The organism is Streptomyces sp. NBC_00887 (genome assembly GCF_045207585.1).
This window is the reverse complement of record NZ_CP108788.1, coordinates 633,268-651,269: the sequence shown is the minus strand read 5'-3', so window position 1 is coordinate 651,269 and position 18,002 is coordinate 633,268. Positions and strand designations below refer to the sequence as shown.

The 18,002-nt window shown below is 72.2% G+C and carries 13 protein-coding genes and 1 pseudogene; 8 read left to right on the top strand and 6 right to left on the bottom strand.

Annotated features, from left to right (window positions below; genetic code table 11):
* Position 1: 1 nt before the first annotated feature.
* A pseudogene (locus OG844_RS03105) lies at positions 2 to 739 on the top strand (ABC transporter ATP-binding protein); the annotation flags it as partial.
* Between the two features lie 84 nt (positions 740 to 823).
* On the opposite strand, the gene OG844_RS03100 reads toward OG844_RS03105, so the two are convergent.
* Complete coding sequence (locus OG844_RS03100; RefSeq protein ID WP_406387933.1) at positions 824 to 1,843, bottom strand: PRC and DUF2382 domain-containing protein; 1,020 nt, start codon at positions 1,841 to 1,843, stop codon at positions 824 to 826.
* A gap of 340 nt (positions 1,844 to 2,183) precedes the next feature.
* Here OG844_RS03100 and OG844_RS03095 point away from each other — a divergent pair, with 340 nt between their 5' ends.
* The gene (locus OG844_RS03095) at positions 2,184 to 2,807 is read left to right on the top strand and encodes an adenosylcobinamide amidohydrolase (RefSeq protein ID WP_406395981.1); all 624 of its coding nucleotides are present in this window, start codon (positions 2,184 to 2,186) and stop codon (positions 2,805 to 2,807) included.
* Positions 2,808 to 2,861: 54 nt separating this feature from the next.
* Entirely contained in the window at positions 2,862 to 3,740 is an 879-nt protein-coding gene (locus tag OG844_RS03090) for an NAD(P)-dependent oxidoreductase (protein ID WP_406387932.1), read from the top strand.
* A 67-nt stretch (positions 3,741 to 3,807) separates the two neighbouring features.
* Here the strand turns inward: OG844_RS03090 and OG844_RS03085 are convergent, their stop codons facing one another.
* The 4 genes from OG844_RS03085 to OG844_RS03070 all read right to left on the bottom strand — a co-directional run bounded on the left by OG844_RS03085 (position 3,808) and on the right by OG844_RS03070 (position 8,781).
* Positions 3,808 to 5,067 carry a sulfite oxidase gene (locus tag OG844_RS03085; protein ID WP_406387931.1) on the bottom strand — a complete coding sequence of 420 codons (1,260 nt, stop codon included), beginning with the start codon at positions 5,065 to 5,067 and terminating at the stop codon, positions 3,808 to 3,810.
* A gap of 33 nt (positions 5,068 to 5,100) precedes the next feature.
* Entirely contained in the window at positions 5,101 to 6,258 is a 1,158-nt protein-coding gene (locus tag OG844_RS03080) for a homoserine O-acetyltransferase (RefSeq protein WP_406395979.1), read from the bottom strand.
* Positions 6,255 to 7,616 carry a bifunctional o-acetylhomoserine/o-acetylserine sulfhydrylase gene (locus tag OG844_RS03075; RefSeq protein ID WP_406387930.1) on the bottom strand — a complete coding sequence of 454 codons (1,362 nt, stop codon included), beginning with the start codon at positions 7,614 to 7,616 and terminating at the stop codon, positions 6,255 to 6,257. The genes OG844_RS03080 and OG844_RS03075 overlap by 4 nt, the downstream gene beginning before the upstream one ends.
* Before the next feature lie 292 nt (positions 7,617 to 7,908).
* Entirely contained in the window at positions 7,909 to 8,781 is an 873-nt protein-coding gene (locus tag OG844_RS03070) for an RNA polymerase sigma factor SigF (protein WP_406387929.1), read from the bottom strand.
* Between the two features lie 658 nt (positions 8,782 to 9,439).
* Between OG844_RS03070 and OG844_RS03065 the strand changes: the two genes are divergently transcribed.
* The 4 genes from OG844_RS03065 (at position 9,440) to abc-f (ending at position 13,766) form a co-directional block, all read left to right on the top strand.
* A complete protein-coding gene (locus OG844_RS03065) occupies positions 9,440 to 10,237 on the top strand; it encodes a GNAT family N-acetyltransferase (RefSeq protein WP_406387928.1) in 798 nt (265 codons plus the stop codon).
* A gap of 27 nt (positions 10,238 to 10,264) precedes the next feature.
* Positions 10,265 to 11,479 (top strand): PP2C family protein-serine/threonine phosphatase, encoded by a 1,215-nt coding sequence (locus tag OG844_RS03060; RefSeq protein ID WP_406387927.1) that lies wholly within the window; start codon positions 10,265 to 10,267, stop codon positions 11,477 to 11,479.
* A gap of 107 nt (positions 11,480 to 11,586) precedes the next feature.
* Positions 11,587 to 11,757, top strand: coding sequence for a hypothetical protein (locus OG844_RS03055; RefSeq protein ID WP_406387925.1), 171 nt, complete (start codon positions 11,587 to 11,589; stop codon positions 11,755 to 11,757).
* A gap of 311 nt (positions 11,758 to 12,068) precedes the next feature.
* Positions 12,069 to 13,766, top strand: coding sequence for a ribosomal protection-like ABC-F family protein (gene abc-f, locus OG844_RS03050; protein ID WP_406387924.1), 1,698 nt, complete (start codon positions 12,069 to 12,071; stop codon positions 13,764 to 13,766).
* On the opposite strand, the gene OG844_RS03045 is transcribed toward abc-f, so the two are convergent.
* The gene (locus tag OG844_RS03045) at positions 13,730 to 14,227 is read right to left on the bottom strand and encodes an NUDIX domain-containing protein (RefSeq protein WP_406387923.1); all 498 of its coding nucleotides are present in this window, start codon (positions 14,225 to 14,227) and stop codon (positions 13,730 to 13,732) included. The two genes, abc-f and OG844_RS03045, sit on opposite strands and share 37 nt — an antisense overlap.
* A gap of 275 nt (positions 14,228 to 14,502) precedes the next feature.
* On the opposite strand from OG844_RS03045, the gene OG844_RS03040 reads away from it, so the two are divergent.
* On the top strand, positions 14,503 to 17,931 hold the full coding sequence (locus OG844_RS03040; RefSeq protein WP_406395978.1) for a phosphodiester glycosidase family protein: 3,429 nt from the start codon (positions 14,503 to 14,505) through the stop codon (positions 17,929 to 17,931).
* Positions 17,932 to 18,002 lie beyond the last annotated feature (71 nt).

Below are 18,002 nucleotides of genomic sequence, written 5' to 3'. Positions count from 1 at the left end.
CGACGGTGTGGACATCGCGCCGCCGCCCGGTGCCACGCTCGGACTGCTGGGGCCGAACGGATCAGGCAAGTCCACGCTCCTCCGCATCCTGGCCGGAGTTCTCGGCCCCGGCGCGGGCACCGTGACCCTCGACGGCCGGACCTTCGCGGAGACCGGCCGCCGCACCGTCGCCCGACGCGTCGCCGTGGTCGACCAGCACGCCACCACCCAGGTCGAGTTGAGTGTCCTGGACGTCGTGCGCCTCGGCCGCATCCCGCACCGCCGTGCCTGGACGGCGCCCGGCCGCGAGGACGAGGACGCCGTGATCGAGGCGCTGGAGCGCACAGGCCTCGCCGAACGCGCCGAGCAGTCCTGGCACACCCTGTCCGGCGGCGAGCGCCAGCGCGTCCAGATCGCCCGTGCACTCGCGCAGCAGCCTCGTGAACTCCTCCTGGACGAGCCGACGAACCATCTGGACATCCAGCACCAACTGGAGCTGCTGGCCCTCGTCTCCGCGCTGCCCGTCACCGCTGTCGTGGCGCTGCACGACCTCAACCTGGCCGCGACGTTCTGCGACCGCGTCACCGTGCTGAAGGAAGGACGGGTGGTGGCCTGCGGAACGCCCGCGGAGGTGATCACCGGGGAACTCATCGCCGACGTCTACCGGGTACGGGCGGTGGTGACGCCCGAAGGGCCCGACGGCAGGCCTTCGGTGCGCTTCCTGCCGGGGGGCGCCGCGGGCGGCCCGGCTTCCGGCTGACCCACGGCGAAGGGGCGGGCCCTTGTCGTCCGGGTCCCGCCCCTCGCTGCTTGTCGCGCGGCCTGTCGCCGCTGAGTGAGGGGGTCAGCGGCGGCGTCCCTGGCCGAACTCGCCGCCCGTGTCCTTGCCGCTGCCCATGTCCTTGCCGTCCGCGTAGTCGATCTTCTCCTTGCGGAGTTCGGCGGAGACTTCCTTCTGCTCGGTGACCTTGTTGGTTTCGAGGCGGACGCGTTCCACCGGGACGGCCTCCTTACGGACGGTGGCGCGTTCGGCGTGCAGGGTGACTTCGACGTCCTCTTCGCCGATGCTCGTCGTTCCGGTCGACTTCTCGCCCGGCCGCATGGGTTCGCGCACCACGCGTACTTCCTCGTGGGACACGGGTACGGTCCGGGTGACGTTCTCGGTCACGACGTACTTGTGCAGGTGTGCCTTTCCGCTCTCGTACTCCTCCGTACCGACGAGGAGCTGTTCCTCGGAACGGACCATCTCCTCCCGGCCCCCGGTGCCCGCGGCGGACCGTTGGGCCCCGGCCCCGGCTCCGGCGAGCGGGCGCGACGTGGAGGACGTCTCCGTGTCACGGTGCCTGCCCATGCCGGCCCCCGAGGTGGCTGCGCCCGTGGTGCCGACCGCGGTCGCCTTGCCGGTCGTCCCGGGGCGGGCCGTTCCCGCGGCGCCGGCCGTTCCCGCGGCGCCGGCCGTTCCCGCGGCTCCGGCGGCGCCCATGGCTGCCGTTCCGGTGCCGGACGTGGTGCGCGCGTCGCCGCCGTCGGTGCCGGTGGTCTTCCTGGTCATGCCGTAGTGCCGGTAGAGCTCTTCCTCCTCGGCCACGGAGAGATGAGCGTCGGCGTCCACCCGGGGGGCGTCCTTGACGCGGTCCTTCGTGTGCGAGACGTGCAGGTCGGAGCCCACGCGGCGGGCTCCGGCGAGCGGTACGAAGCTCTCCTTCATGCCGAACATGCCGGTCTTGACCGTGATCCAGTCGGGCTTGCCGGTGTCGTCGTCGACGTACACCCGTCCTACACTGCCGACCTTCTCGCCATCACTGTCGTAGACGGTCAGACCGTCGAGTTCTCCGGAATCCGTGAAACCGTCAGCGGCTCCCATGGCCGATTCCTCCTCGCCCGGGCACGCCCTGTGGGTGGGTCCAGCAGAGAAGACGCGTCCGGCTTCCATCGCGCCTCACCCGGTTGGACGCTGCAACCTCCCGGCTCGGGCAGTGGGCGGCCCGGAGCAGCCGGGGTGGGCGGTGGCCCCGCGCAAAGCCTGTATCGGCCCCTTCCATCCGTTACGCCATTCGGGTGAGCACCCTCATGGGTGCACCGGGGATGCGGTCCCGCTCCGCACGTATGATCGACGCGCCGTCGCCGACCGTCGGGCGGCCTGTCCCCGGGGGTGCGCCATCGAATCCGTACGGACCCGCATCCCCGGACAGCGCGGTGAACTGCTGGCCAGGCAGGAGGAAGGCCTCCGCCTCCACCACCTGGTCTGGCGGCTGGGACCCGGCTGGCGGGTCTGCAGCAGCGCTGTCCTGGGCGGCGGCATAGGGCCGCGGGCCTGGATTCTCAATGCGCAGGTACCGGGTGGATACCCGCGGCTGGACCCGGACCGGCACCTCGCCGAGATCGCCGCGGCCGAGGAGCTCGGCGGCCCCGGGGCCGGTCTGATGACGGCCGCGGACGTCACCGCGTACACCGTCGCGTGCGACGCGGGCGTCACGGCCACCGTCACCAGCGGTCTCGGGGTACGGGGATGGGCCGCGGACCCGGCGGGAGGCACCGACGGCCCGCTGCCGCCGGGCACGGTCAACATCGTCGTCACCGTCCCCGTGGCCCTCTCCGACGCCGCTCTGGTCAACGCCGTGGCAACGGCCACCGAAGCCAAGGTCCAAGCGCTCGTGGACGCCGGCCTCAACTGCTCGGGCACCCCGACGGACGCCGTGTGCGTCGCCGCTCCGGACCCCGGGTCGCAGGCCGGGGAACCCTTCGCCGGCCCGCGCTCACGCTGGGGATCACGACTCGCCCGGGCCGTACACCGCGCCGTACTCGACGGCGCGCTGCGGCAGGCTTGAGTCCCGTCGCTCCGCCGCAGCCGTGCGGGGCGCACCGAGGAAGGGAATGCCCCCTTGACCACCGCCGCCCCCACGCCGACCGTCGCGGTCCTCGGCACCGGGATCATGGGATCCGGTATGGCGCGCAGCATGCTCAGGGCCGGACTCCCCGTCCGCGCCTGGAACCGTACGCAGGCCAAGGCCACGCCTCTTGCCGCGGACGGGGCAACCGTGACGGACACCGCGGAGGAAGCGGTGCGCGGCGCCGATGTCGTCCTCACCGCGCTGAACGACGGCCCGTCCGTGGCCCGGACACTCACCGCCGCGGCCCCCGGACTCCGCCCCGGACAGGTCTGGCTGCAGAGTTCCACCGTCGGCCTCGACGCCACCACCGACCTCGTCCACCGGGCCGCCGGCCTCGGACTCGTCTACCTGGACGCCCCGGTCTCCGGAACCCGGCAGCCCGCCGAGCAGGGCACCCTCACGGTGTTCGTCTCCGGTCCCTCCTCCGCCCGCGCGACGGCGCTGCCGGTCCTGGACGCGATCGGGCAGCGCACCGTATGGGTCGGGGAGGACCCGGGAGCGGCCACCCGGCTCAAACTGGTCACCAACACCTGGGTGATCAACTTGGTCAACGGCGTGGACGAATGCCTCAATCTCGCCGAAGGGCTCGGTATCGACCCGCAGTTGTTCCTGGACGCGGTGAGGGGCGGCCCGCTCGACACCCCGTATCTGCGGGGCAAGTCCGCCGCGGTGCTCTCCGGTGACCTCACCCCGAGCTTCGCGCTCTCCACGGCGCTCAAGGACACCCGGCTGATCCTCGACGCGGCCGAGACGTCCGGGGTGACGCTGGATCTGGTCGCCGCCTCCGCCGAGCGGTTCACCCGGGCGGAGGCGGCCGGACACGGAGCCGAGGACATGATCGCCACGTACTACGCGGGCCGCGCCGAATAGCGGCGGGACGGTTCAGGCGACCGTCACGGGGTGGCGGACCACCGCGTCGAAATAGCGGCGGGACGGTTCAGGCGACCGTCACGGGGTGGCGGACCACCGCGTCGAAGAGGTAGCCCTGGGCGTTGTGGGCCGCCGTCGCAGGCTGGGTACGGCCCGACCGGTCCGTCGCCCGGGCGAGCAGCACGGCGGGGCCGGTCTCCTTCGGAACCCAGTCGGCCGTCCAGCGGACCCAGCTGCCGCTCCTGGGCTCGTCGCGCAGCCGGGCGGGCCGCCACCGGGTGCCGCCGTCGGTGCTGACCTCGACGAGACGCACCGGTGCGCCGCCCGACCAGGACCGGCCCGTGAGCAGGTGCCTGCGGTGGGCGGCGAAGGTGGCACCGGGCGCCACCTCGAAGGCGCTCTTGAGCGTCTGCCGGGTCAGCGGATCGCTGCCCTCCGGCGGGTACCCGGGTCCGAACAGCCGGTACAGGCCCGTGTTCCACGGACTCAGCAGCGGCTCCGCGCTCACCTCGATGTCACCGACCCACTTGATGTTCGCGATGCCGACCCAGGACGGGACGATCAGCCGGACCGGATGGCCGTGGTCGGGCGGCAGCGGCTCGCCGTTCATCTCGTAGGCGAGGAGGACGTCGTCCAGAGCCTTCGACACCGGCAGAGGCCTGCGCACCCGGCCCAGGTTCGTCCCGTCGCTGACGACCTCCGCGTCCAGTCCACGCGGCAGGACGTCGACCGCGTTCCTGCCGATTCCGGCCAGCCGCAGCACATCGGCGAGCCGCACCCCGCGCCAGCGCGCCGTACCGATCGCACCGAGGGTCCAGGCGGTGCCGCTGACCTGCTGGTTCTGTTGCGAGGTGAAGAAACTGCGGCCGTTGCCCGCGCACTCGACATACGCGGTACGGGTGACGGACGGCAGGGCGCGTAACGCGGCGTACGAGAAGTCCACCGGCCCGCCCTCCAGCCCGCTGCCCCAGACCGTCAGCGTCCAGTCCGCCGCCTCGATGCGGGGTGTCGCGGTGTGGTTGCGGACGAAGAAGCGGTCGACGGGGGTGAGCAGCCCGGTGTCGCGCAGTGCGGCGAAGTTCGTCTCCGCGTTGGTGCCGCGCACCGTGAACAGCTCCGGCGGCAGCGGCTTCACCACCCCTGCCAGGGTTCCCGCCGCATGGGCCGGCGAGGCGGCGGCCGGTATCAGCGGGACGGCAGCCGACGCCGCCACGACCAGCTTCAGAAGATCGCGGCGGTCGACCCCCGCCGATCTGGCGCCGCCGCGGGACCACTGACGCAGTCTCATCCGGTCGTACGCGGCTTCGGACGGCTCTACGGAACTCATGGGCGCTCCAGGGGTAGGGGAGGGGAAGGGCGGTTACGAAGCGGGCAGTAACTCTTCTACGAGGCGGCCCACCTGGCCGGTCTCGATGAGGAAACCGTCGTGTCCGTAAGGTGATGCGATGATCCGGAGCCGGTCCGCACCGGGCAGCAGCGCCGCCAGTTCCGCCTGCTGCGAGGGCGGATAGAGCCGGTCCGATTCGATTCCCGCGACCAGCGCGGGCATGCCCGCACGGTGCAGCGCCTGCGCGACACCGCCGCGGCCCCGGCCCACATCGTGTCCGTTCATCGCCGCGGTGAGCGTCACATAGCTGCCGGCGTCGAAGCGGCGCACCAGCTTGGCGGCATGGTGGTCGAGGTACGACTCCACCTGGTAGCGCCCGCCCTGCGAGGGAAGCTCTCCGGACTGCGCCTCCCGGCCGAACCGCGCGCCCAGCTCCGCCTCGCTGCGGTAGGTGACATGGGCGATCCGCCGAGCCTGGCCGAGCCCACGGTGCGGACCCGAGCCGGGCGGGGCGTCGTGGTACCGGCCGCCCCGCCAGCCCGGGTCGGCGCGGATCGCGGAGATCTGCACGCTGCCCCAGGCGATCTGTTCCGCCGACGCCGCGGCCGGGGTGGCGAGTACCAGCAGCGATCCCGTACGGTCCGGCCGGCTCACCGCCCATTCGAGGGCACGCATGCCCCCCATCGAACCGCCGACGACCGCAGCCCAACGGCCGATGCCGAGAGCGTCGGCGAGCGCGGCCTCGGCCGCCACCTGGTCGCGGACCGTCAGATACGGGAAGTCGGTTCCCCAGTGGGTGCCGTCGGGGCGCCGGGAGGACGGACCGGTGCTGCCCTGACAGCCGCCCAGAACGTTCGGCGCGACGACGAACCAGCGGTCGGTGTCGAACGCCCGGCCCGGCCCGATCAGTGCGTCCCACCAGCCCGCGGTCGGATGCCCCGGGCCGGGAGGGCCCGCCGCGTGACTGTCACCGGTCAGCGCGTGCAGGACCAGCACCGCGTTGGCGCCGTCCGGCGCGAGCCTGCCCCAGGTCTCGTACGCGAGCCGTACGCCCGGCAGCTCGGACCCCGACTCGAGCCTGAGCGGACGGTCCAGCGCCACCCAGGAGCGGCGGCCGGACGGATCCCCCTCCCGCCAGCCTCCGGCGGCCGGCGGGAGAGGGAGTGCGGGGGACGTGGCGACCCGGTTCAGGACGACGCCTTGGCGGCGCGGAAGCCGGCCTCCAGATCGGCCTTGAGGTCGTCCACGTTCTCCAGACCCACCGAGAGCCGCACCAGGCCGGCGGTGGCGCCCGTGGCGGCGAGCTGTTCCTCGGTCAGCTGGCTGTGTGTCGTGGACGCGGGGTGGATGATCAGGCTCCGTACGTCACCGATGTTGGCGAGGTGGCTGAACAGCTCGACCGCGTCCACGAACCGCCTGCCCGCCTCCACCCCGTCCCGCAGCTCGAAGGCGAGCACGGCTCCGGCACCGCGCGGCAGGTAGCGCCGCCCCGCTGCGTACCAGGGACTCGACTCCAGCCCCGCGTAGTGCACGGCCGACACCTCGTCGCGGCCCTCCAGCCACCTGGCGAGCGTCAGCGCGTTGGAGGTGTGCCGCTCCAGGCGCAGGCTCAGCGTCTCCACACCCTGGAGCAGCAGGAACGCGGAGTGCGGAGAGAGGGCGGGCCCCAGGTCGCGCAGCAGCTGGACCCGCAGCTTCACGGCGAAGGCGCTGTGCCCCAGGTCCGGCCAGTACCGCAGACCGTGGTAGCTCGGGTCCGGGGTGTGGAAGTCCGGAAAGCGCTCCGCGTGGGCACCGAAGTCGAACGTGCCGCCGTCCACGACGACACCGCCGATGGTGGTGCCGTGCCCGCCGAGGAACTTCGTCGCGGAGTGGATGACGACGTCCGCGCCGTGCTCGAGGGGCCGCAGGAGGTACGGGGTCGGCACGGTGTTGTCGACGACGAGCGGAATCCCCGCCCCGTGCGCAGCGTCCGCCACGCCCCGGATGTCCAGGACGTCGCCGCGCGGATTGCCGAGCGTCTCCGCGAACAGGGCCTTGGTGTTGGGCCGGATCGCCGACCGCCACGCCTCGATGTCGTCGGGGTCCTCGACGAACGACACCTCGATGCCGAACCGGGGGAGCGTGTGCCGGAACAGGTTGTACGTACCGCCGTAGAGCGAGGCCGAGGAGACGATGTGGTCGCCGGCGCCGGCCAGCGTCAGGAGCGCGAGCGTCTCGGCGGCCTGTCCGGAGGCGAGTGCCACGGCGGCGACTCCACCCTCCAGCGCGGCGATCCGGTGCTCCAGGACGTCCTGCGTGGGGTTGTGGATCCGGGTGTAGATGTTGCCGGGCTCGGCCAGCGCGAAGAGGTCGGCCGCATGCTGCGTGTCACGGAAGACGAAGGACGTCGACTGGTAGATCGGTACCGCACGGGCACCGGTCGTGGGATCCGGGACGGCACCGGAGTGGATCTGCTTGGTCTCGAAGGACCAGGCGGCCCCGGCGTCCTGCCGGTCGTGGTCCTGCGGAGTGTGTCCTGCGGTGACGGAGTCGACGGGCTGGCTCATGTCATTCCTCGCACGGTGGTTCAGTGGCGGATGCGCGCGAGCACGGATGGCGACGCGGCGGCGACGGGCTGATTACGGACCGTAGAGGGCCGCACGAGGGGGTGGAAGCGTGCCGTCGGGATGGCCACGAACCTGCAACACCGCAGCAACAGAGGGCAGTTGTGTTGCCGGAATCGGTCCGCCGCACTCCGCGCATGTCGCGCGGAGTGCGGCGGACCGGGATGGCACGGGAGGCGGTGGGGAGGCCCCGATGGGCTCCCGACGAGATGCCTGTCGGGGTCGGGGCCGGGTGTCAGTCCTGCGTGAACATCCCGGTGCGGAGCTTGTCCAGAATGCGGCCCAGCAGCCGGGAGACATGCATCTGGGAGATCCCCAGACGGTCGCCTATCTGGGCCTGCGTCAGTTCCTGGCCGAACCGCATGTCGATGATGCGGCGCTCACGCGCGTCGAGTTCACCCAGCAGGGGCGCGAGTGCATGAAGATTCTCCACCGCCTCCATGGCGGGGTCGATCCTCCCCAGCACATCCGCGTAGGTGCGGCCGCTCGTCATGTGTCCCGCGGAATCCGCGGCGTCGGTCGGCATGTCGAGCGATCCCGCCGTGTAACCGTTGGCGGCGACGATGCCCTCGGTGATCTCCGCATCCTCGAGGCCCAGATGCTCGGCGAGTTCGTGCACGGTGGGGTCCCTGTCCAGGCCGGCCGACAGGGTCTCCTTCGCCTTGGCGAGCTCGACCCGCAGTTCCTGCAGGCGCCGGGGCACATGCACGGACCAGCTGGTGTCGCGGAAGAACCGTTTGATCTCACCGACGATATACGGCACGGCGAACGAGGTGAACTCCACCTCACGGGAGAGGTCGAAACGGTCGATGGCCTTGATCAGGCCCACGGTGCCGACCTGGACGATGTCCTCCATGTCGCCGCTGCCCCGGTTGCGGAAGCGCCCCGCGGCGAAGCGGACGAGGGACAGGTTCATCTCGATGAGCGTGTTGCGCGCGTACTGGTACTCGGGCGTGCCCTCCTCGAGCACCTGCAGCCGGTCGAAGAAGAGCTTCGACAGGGTGCGTGCGTCCTTGGGCGCGATCTTTCCCGCGTCCTCGATCCACGGCAGCTCGTCCGCCGCTCCTGCTCGCGTCACGTCGGCGGTCTGCGCGGTGTGCTCCGTCATATGCCGTCACGCTCCTCAGGTCGTAGGCCATGAGGTCTGGGCGCCTTCCCGGAGGCTCTGCCCGCATGCGTGAAAGGCGGATTTGAGCCGCATATGTGCCCGGAATTGGCCGGGAATCATCGCTATCGCCCCAGAAGCCGTCCCTGGGGGCCGTCCAGAGGAGCCGTTCCCGGAAGCCCGTCCCGCAGGCCCGCTGGGCGCGAGCAAGCACGGAACCGCCCCTGGGCGCGAGCAAGCACGGAACCGCCCCACCGGTACGGGGGAGCCCGGTGGGGCGGCCGTCTCCAGGGTGCCACAGCGAAGGGCACGTTGGGGGCACGATCCCCTTAGCGGCCCGCGATCCGGCCGACTGTCCTGCAGCGGCTGCCGGGGCGAGCCCGCCACCGGCCGTCGAGGGCCGCTGCCCGGTGCCTTGATTACACGCTCATGAACAGTCGGACGTCCCGGGAATAGGTGCATGGCGAATGGGCTTTCCGATGCTGTCGTCAGCTGCTGAGACCAACCGGAGCGAGGAGCCCATGCCCAAGGCCTGTGTACGCGACCGCCATGACGGACCCGGAACGGGAAGCCGACTTCCTGTGCCGTTCGTCGGTGCCGCCGTTCGGATCCGGGCAGTGGCACCCGAAGGGGTCGGTGCGCACGCGAGCGGGGCGGTGGCATGAGCTCCTCCGGCGACCCGACGCGTCCGGACGCGGCGCACCCTCTGGGCGACGCGGCGCACCCTCTGGACAATCCGGCCCGCGCCTCGCTGACCGGACCCCATGCCCACTTCGCGGAGCACCGGGGCAGGATCCTGCGCTACCCGCCCGACGTCACCCCGTGGCTCGCCCTGCCGGACCGGCCCGAGGCGCAGGACTGGGCCGATGTCGCCGCGCTCGCCGGGCCGGGCGAGTCCATCACCCTCACCGCCTTCCGGGAGCCGCCGCCGGACGACTGGGAGATCGTCTTCCAGGCCGAGGGTGTGCAGCTGGTGGACGACGGCGTGGACACCGCACCCGACCCGGAGGCGGTGCTCCTGGGCCCCGCCGACGTGCCGGAGATGCTGGAACTCGTCGCGCGCACCCGGCCCGGCCCGTTCCTGCCGCGCACGGTCGAGCTCGGTACCTATCTGGGCATCCGTCGCTCCGGGGTGCTCGTCGCGATGGCGGGCGAGCGGCTTCACCCGCCCGGCTGGACCGAGATCAGTGGCGTGTGCACCGATGAGTCCGTACGAGGGGAGGGGCTCGCGACGCGGCTCGTTCGGGCCGTCGCCCACGGCATCGAGGAACGCGGTGAGACGCCCTTCCTGCACGCGGCCGCGTCGAACGTCAACGCCATCCGGCTCTACGAATCGCTCGGCTTCCGGCTGCGCCGCCGGACCGCGTTCCTCTCGGCGCTGGTCCCTGCGGAACCGGAGCGGCGCACCGACGCCAGGACCCCGGCCCGAGGGAAAGGTAGTTTGGAACAGGTGGGATGACACCGACGAATCGGCGAGAGGCCTTTCGTGGTCATGGGGCTCCGGCTGCCGGCAGCGGCGCGCCGGACGCCGCTGCCCGGGACGGATCCGGGTGAGGCGGCGGCCGGTGCCTCCCGCGTCAGGAGCTGGGCGCTCGCCGCAGGGCTGGTGCTGCTGTCTGTCATGGTCGTCCTCCTCGACGTCCTCAGCGGCGAGGAGCTGCCCATCATTCCGCTCCTGGTGGTCCTGCCCGCGCTGGCCTCGGTCTTCTGTACGGTCCGCCAGACGATCTGTGTGGCGCTGTGGGTCACGGTCGTGGTGGCCGCGTCCCTCATCGGGTCCGCCGGGGCCTTCTGGGACGTCACCTTCGTCATCTGCTTCACCGCTGTGGCCAGCGCCCTGGGAGTCGCGGCCTGCGCCGCCCGTATCCGGCATGCCAGGGAGATCGCCCGGCTGCGTTCGGCGGCCGTGGCACTCCAGCGACAGATTCTCCGGCCGTTGCCCATCGTCACCGAGCAGGTCCGGGCGCACGGGATCTACGAGCCGATCGAGGAGGACCGCTTCGTCGGCGGCGACATCTACGACGTCGTGCAGTCGCCCTACGGGACACGGGTCATCATCGGTGACGTCCAGGGCAAGGGACTGCCCGCGATCGGCGCGGGCTTCGCCGCGCTCGGTGCCTTCCGCGAAGCGGCCATCCGGGAGGCCGAGCTCACCGGGGTGGCCGACGCCCTGGAGGCCGCGGTGGCCCGGCACAACCATTTCTCCGCCGAGACCGGGGACGCCGAGCGGTTCGTCACCGCCCTGCTGCTCGGATTCGACGGCGGCGACCGGGTGCGGGCCGTGAACTGCGGACACCTTCCGCCGAGATTGCTGCGCGGTGGGTCGGTGTCGAAGGTGCCCCTGCACCGGACGTCCGTACCCCTCGGGATGGCGGAGCTCAGCACGGAGGCGCGCGCCGCCGAGTGGCTCGCCTTTCCTCACGGCGCGGCGCTCCTGGTGTTCACGGACGGGGTGACCGAGGCCCGCGACTCCGGTGGGACCTTCTACCCGCTGGACGAACGGCTCGCCGAGTGGGCGGGGCGCGACCCCCGCCAGGTGCTGGACGCGCTCCAGGCCGACCTGGAGAAGTTCTCCGGAGGGGTGCGCCGCGACGACGTGGCGGCGCTCGTCCTGAGCAGGCCGCAGGACACGGGCAGGCTGCGCCGGATGCCCGAAGGTGACGACGCGCAGCACGCCACGGGAGCGTTGAGCGACCACTGACCCTCGCCTGCTGCCCCGAAGAGCGGTCCCACGAAGTGGCGGCCGCCCCAGTCTTGTCGCATACATGACCCTCGACAACTAAGGAACGCCTCTCCTTCGGCCACGGTGTGCACTACTGCATCGGCGTGCCGCTGGCCCGGCTCGGGGCGACGATCGCGCCGCCCGCACTCTTCGCCCGGTTCCCGGAACTGCGCCTGGCCGACCTGTCGGTCCCGGCCGGACAGGTCGAGTCGTTCATCGCCCACGGATTCGGCGCGCTGCCGGTACGCCTGACCTGACCCCGGCACGCCCTGCGAGCCCGACAGCCACCGCCGACGACCCACGACGACGGCTCGGAGCGCACAGCTCCGGGCCGCCCCGGCCGAAACCGATGCCGGTATCCGTCGGAGCGTGATTACACTGACCGCATGGGTTCGTACTCCTTCTTTCTCTGATTCCCGGCCAGGACGCCGCCGCGCGACGCCGAGCGTCGCCGCGTGACCCACCGGGTCGCGCAGTCGTGCCGCAGTCCTTCCCGCCGACCGACACCGCCGCCCCGCAGCTGTTCCGCTGAGCGCTGCCGAGGCCTGTCACCCCAGGGAAAGCCCTCATGACTCCCCAGTGCCACCGCGCCCAGTTGTCCATGAAAGACGTCTCCAAGGCCTATGGAGACCGACCCGTCCTCGACCAGGTGTCCCTCACCGTCCGTCCCGGCGAGAAGGTCGGCGTCATCGGCGAGAACGGTTCCGGCAAGTCCACCCTGCTCCGTCTGATGGCCGGGGCCGAGGCCCCGGAGAGCGGCGACATCACCGTCACCTTCCCCGGCGGCACCGGCTACCTCGCCCAGACCCTCACGCTCGACCCCGCCAGCACCGTCCAGGACGCGATCGACGCGGCCCTCGCCGAGCTCCGCACCCTGGAGCGCCTGATCGGCGCGGCCGAAGCGGCAATGTCCGACGGGAATCCCACCGAAGCGGAGCTCGGTGCGTACGGTGACCTGCTGTCGGCGTACGAGGAACGCGGCGGGTACCAGGCCGACGCCCGGGCCGACGCGGCGCTGCACGGCCTCGGTTCGGGCCACCTCGGCCGGGACCGCAGGCTCGGCACCCTGTCCGGCGGGGAGCAGTCCCGACTGGCCCTGGCCTGCGTACTCGCCGCCGCTCCGGAACTCCTCCTGCTCGACGAACCCACCAACCATCTCGACGTCGCCGCCGTCACCTGGCTGGAGGACCACCTCCGCGCCCACCGCGGCACCGTGGTGGCCGTCACCCACGACCGGGCGTTCCTGGAGCGGACCACCACCGTGATCCTGGAGGTCGACCGGGACCTGCGCGGCGTCTCCCGGTACGGGGACGGCTGGGACGGCTACCGCAAGGCCAAGGCGGCCGCACGTCGGCGATGGGCGCAGGAGCACCAGGAGTGGCTGGCCGAGCTGGCCCGTACCGAGGAGCTGGTGGGCGCGGCCGGTCAACGTCTGGCGGCCACCGGCAAGGATCCCGGGCAGGGCTTCGGCAAGCACCGCAGATCACACGAAGCCAAACTGTCAGGGCAGGTCAGGGCGGCAAGGACCCGTCTGGAGGCGCTGCGCCGCACGCCTGTGCCCGCGCCTCCCCGCCCGCTGAGCTTCACGGCCGAACTCGCGACATCAGCCGGCCCGGGGGCAGGGAGCTCCGAGCCGCCGGCCGAGCTCGATTCCGTCGTCGTCGGCGACCGCCTGGACCTGCCGGCGCTGCGCATCGGCCCGGGGCAGAGACTCCTGATCACCGGACCCAACGGTGCGGGCAAGTCCACCCTGTTGCGCGTTCTGGCCGGGGACCTCGCGCCCGACGCCGGCACGGTCCGGCGCCGGGCACGGATCGGCTTCCTCCCGCAGGAACTCCCCGTCAGGCCCACGCGCCGCTCGCTGCTCGCCACGTTCGCCGCGGGCCGGCCGGGGTTCGCCGATGAGTACGCCGAGGACCTGCTGGCGCTCGGCCTCTTCCGTCCCGAAGACCTGACCGTCTCCGTCGCCGCGCTCTCCGTCGGGCAGCAGCGCAGGCTGGCCCTGGCGCGCCTGGTGACCAGGCCCGCCGATCTGCTGGTTCTGGACGAGCCGACGAACCACATCGCGCTGAGCCTGGTCGAGGAGCTCGAGGCGGCACTCGCCCGGTACCGGGGCGCCGTCGTCGTCGTCTCGCACGACCGCAGCTTCCGCAGCCGCTTCACGGGGGACCGTCTCGAACTGCGGGCCGGCCGCCCGGTGACGGGCGCCGGGAACATGGATTCCGGGACTTACGGGTCCGTGGGCGCCCGCCCGTCCCGGACGTAACCGCGCAGCCGGTCGACGAAGACGCGCTGGCCCGCCACCAGGCGTTCCGCGGCCTCGTCCGGTGTGCACCAGGCGAACCGGTCCATTTCCGGGAACTCCCGCTGCACACCGGACCCTCTGGGCCACTCCATGGTGAACGTTCCCGGAACCGCCTGCGCGGGGTCCAGTTCGGCCTCCACGGCCCAGACGGTCACGGTCTTGCCGCTCGACTGACGCGCCTCGCCGAGCGACACCCACGTGCCGTCCGGTACCGGCAGCCCCAGCTCCTCCTCGAACTCCCGCCGGGCGGCTGCCGCCGGCTCCTCCCCGGGCTCGTACTCACCCTTGGGGATCGACCAGGAAGCCGCCTCGCGGCCCGCCCAGAACGGGCCGCCCATGTGCCCGATCAGCACGTCGACGTCCCGCCCGCCCCCGGTGATCCGGTAGAGCAGAACGCCCGCACTGCGCCTTGATGTCGGCATGTCGCCAAGTCTGCCGGGCGGTGTTCCGGAAGGCCATCGACGGCCGCCCGTTCGGCCGAGAACCGAGCCACCCGGTCCGACGGTCATTCCTTCGCCGCCCGCTGTTTCTCCTGATGTCCCCGTTGTCCTCTGGTGCGGCACCGCACGCCCGGCCATGCTGTGCGCCGACAGCGCTTACTGCCGGCGCAACCAGCTCTGCACCAGGAGGACTTGTGGGCCTTGGCATACTCGGCACCGCAGTGCGGCCGCTCGTGCTGCTCGCGACGGTGTCCGCGATGACGGTCGGGGCCATAGCGCCCGCAGCCGCCGATTCGGGTCCGGATCCGCGCCCCCGCAACTCCGCCGAGGTCCTCAGACCGGTGGCCCCGCCACCCGCGAGCAGTCCGTCGGGTGGGGCGAGAGCCGTCGTGGACGGCGACGGCATCGAGACCGCCCGGAGCTCCCGGCCGCTCGCCCCCGGCATCCGGCTCAGCTCCTACGACCGCCTCGAATCCGACAAGTGGCTACGGGTCGACACCCTCTCGGTCGACCTGGACGGCGGAGCGCGCGCCGACTACCTCTCGGCCGGCAAGGTCGCGGAACGGCGAACGGTCTCCGAACTGGCCGCCGGGCACGACCCGGGTCAGGGCCGGCGCACCGTGGCCGCGATCAACGCGGACTTCTTCGACATCAACCAGACCGGAGCGCCGCAGGGCCCCGGGATCAAGGACGGCAGCCCGGTCCACTCGCCCGCCCCGGGCGTCAACCGTGCTGTGGGCATCGGGCCGGAGAACGCAGGGCGTGTCCTGCAGCTGTACTTCGAGGGAAGCCTGACGCTTCCCTCCGGCCAGCATCCCCTCGCCGCGTACAACGCCGCGAACGTGCCCGCCGGGGGAGTGGGCGCCTACACCTCCGCCTGGGGCAGCGCGGACCGCGCCCTGACCGTCGACGGCGCGTCCCCCGTCGCCGAGGCAGCCGTACAGGACGGCAGGGTCGTCTCCGTGTCGGCCACCCCGGGCTCGGGGCCCGTACCAGAAGGCACCACCGTCCTCGTCGGACGCGAGGCCGGAGCGGCACTGCTGACCGCTCTGCAGCCGGGTGACCCCGTCGCCATGGAGTACCGGGCACGCACCGACAGCGGTGCGGTGCCGCGGACCGCCGTCGGCGGCAGGGAGCTCCTGGTCGTCGACGGCGCCGCCCAGAACCACGACGGCGAGGGCAACAACACGGCCGCGCCCCGCACCGCGGTCGGCTTCTCCAAGGACGGCCGCACCATGCAGGTCATCACGGTCGACGGCCGCCAGACCGACAGCGGCGGCGTCACGCTCACCGAACTGGGCCTGATGATGCGTCAGGCGGGCTCGTACAGCGCGCTCAACCTGGACGGCGGCGGCTCGTCGACACTCGTCGCCCGCGAACCCGGCAGCGACACGCTCCAGGTGGAGAACAGCCCGTCCGACGGAAGCGAGCGCACCGTACCCAACGGCCTCGCCCTCACCGCGCCCGACGGCAGCGGCAGCCTCCACGGATTCTGGGTGGAGACCCGCACACCGGCCGGCGCCGCCCCCGGCGCCGACCCCGTCGGGGGCGGCCACCCCGAGCGCGTCTTCCCGGGCCTGACGCGACAGCTCACGGCCGCCGGGTTCGACGAGACGTACGGGCCCGCCCGAGGCACTCCGCGCTGGCGCACCACCGCCCCGGCCATCGGCAGCGTCGACTCCCACGGCACCTTCACCGCCCGCCGCGGCGGCACGACCGACGTGCGGGCGGAACGGGCCGGTGCCCACGGCGCCACCACGCTCACCGTCCTGGACCGGCTGGTCCGGATCCAGCCGACGACGGTCCGGGTCGGCCTCGCGGACACGCAGGCAACCGGCACCTTCGGCATCGTGGGCCTCGACGCCCACGGCACCAGCGCACCCGTGGAGCCGGACGACGTCACTCTCGACTACGACCGGGCCCTGTTCGACATCGGCGACGACGGCCGGGGCTCGTTCACCGTCAGGTCCCGCACGGGCAGCGGTGCGGGACAGATCAAGGCCACCGTCCAGGGCGCCACCACCACCCTCGCGGTGAGCGTCGGGCTCACCGAGCAGGCGGTGTCGGCCTTCGACGACGCCGGGTCCTGGAAGTTCAGCCAGGCCAGGGCGGCCGGCTCCCTCGCCGCGACACCCGAGGGGCACACCGGTACCGGACTGCGGCTCACCTACGACTTCACCATGTCGACCGCGACGCGCGCCGCCTACGCCGCGCCACCGCAGCCCGTCCCCGTACCCGGCCAGCCCCAGTCGTTCACCCTGTGGATCAAGGGTGACGGCAACGGCGCCTGGCCGACCCTGCACCTCAAGGACGCCGCGGGTTCGGACCAGCTGCTGCGCGGCCCCTACGTCACCTGGACGGGCTGGCGCCAGGTCACGTTCGCCGTACCGCAGGGCGTGGCGATGCCGTTGTCCGTACACCGCTTCTATCTCGCCGAGACGGCGGCCGCCCGGCAGTACACCGGTGAGATCGTCATCGACGACCTGTCCGCCCAGGTGCCCCCGACCGTCGAGCTGCCCGAACAGACAGCCCCTGCGGACCCGTTGATCGACCCGGCCGCCGTCACCGAACGCAGGGACTGGCAGTTCGCGGTGATGTCCGACGCCCAGTTCGTCGCCCGCGACCCGGACAGCGCGATCGTCCGGCAGGCCCGTCGCACCCTGCAGGAGATCAAGGCCGCACAGCCGGACTTCCTGGTCGTCAACGGAGACCTCGTCGACGAGGGATCACCCGCGGACCTCGCCTTCGCCCGCCGTGTCCTCGAGGAGGAACTCGGCGACACACTGCCCTGGTACTACGTACCGGGCAACCACGAGGTGATGGGCGGGAAGATCGACAACTTCATCACCGAATTCGGCCCCGCCCAGCGCACGTTCGACCACAAGGGCACCCGTGTCATCACGCTCGACACATCGAGCCTCAGCCTGCGGGGCGGCGGCTTCGCCCAGATCAAGGAACTGCGCGCGCAGCTGGACGCGGCAGCGAAGGACTCGTCGGTCGGCTCCGTCATGCTGGTCGAGCACGTGCCGCCGCGCGACCCCACCGTCCAGAAGGGCAGCCAGCTCGGAGACAGGAAGGAAGCTGCTCTCGTCGAACAGTGGCTCGCCGGCTTCCGCCGCACGACGGGCAAGGGGGCGGCCCTGATCGGCAGTCATGTGGGCGTCTTCCATGCCTCGCACGTCGACGGCGTCCCGTATCTGATCAACGGGAACTCCGGCAAGGCACCGGCAGGGCCGGCGGACGAGGGGGGCTTCACCGGCTGGAGCCTGATCGGCGCCGACCGCGTGTCGCCCGCGGAGCAGACGACGGCACGCCACCGGCCGTGGCAGGGCGGACCCGACTGGGTGTCGGCCCAGACGCGTGCCCACGTCGACGCCCTGACGCTCGACGTGCCGTCCGTGATCGGCACGGGAGAGCGTACGAAGGTCGGCGCGAGCGTCACCCAGGGGGCGAGGACCGTGCCGGTCGCTTTCCCGCTCAGCGCCGACTGGACCGGTTCCCCGAATCTCCACATCGGCGAACCGGGCGATACCCGCGGGCGTCACGTCGCGGCGCTGGACCCGGTCACCGGCACGCTCATCGCCCTGCGGCCGGGCACCGTCACCCTCGCGGTGAGTGTGAACGGCACGACCCGGCAGGTGCGGATCGAGGTCGCTGCCGGGGCGGTGCTCGCCCCGGCAGCCTGAACCACCACCGGTGCGGCACCCTCCGAAGGGTGCCGCACCGACCCCTGGAACCGACGGTGCGGCCGGGGCCG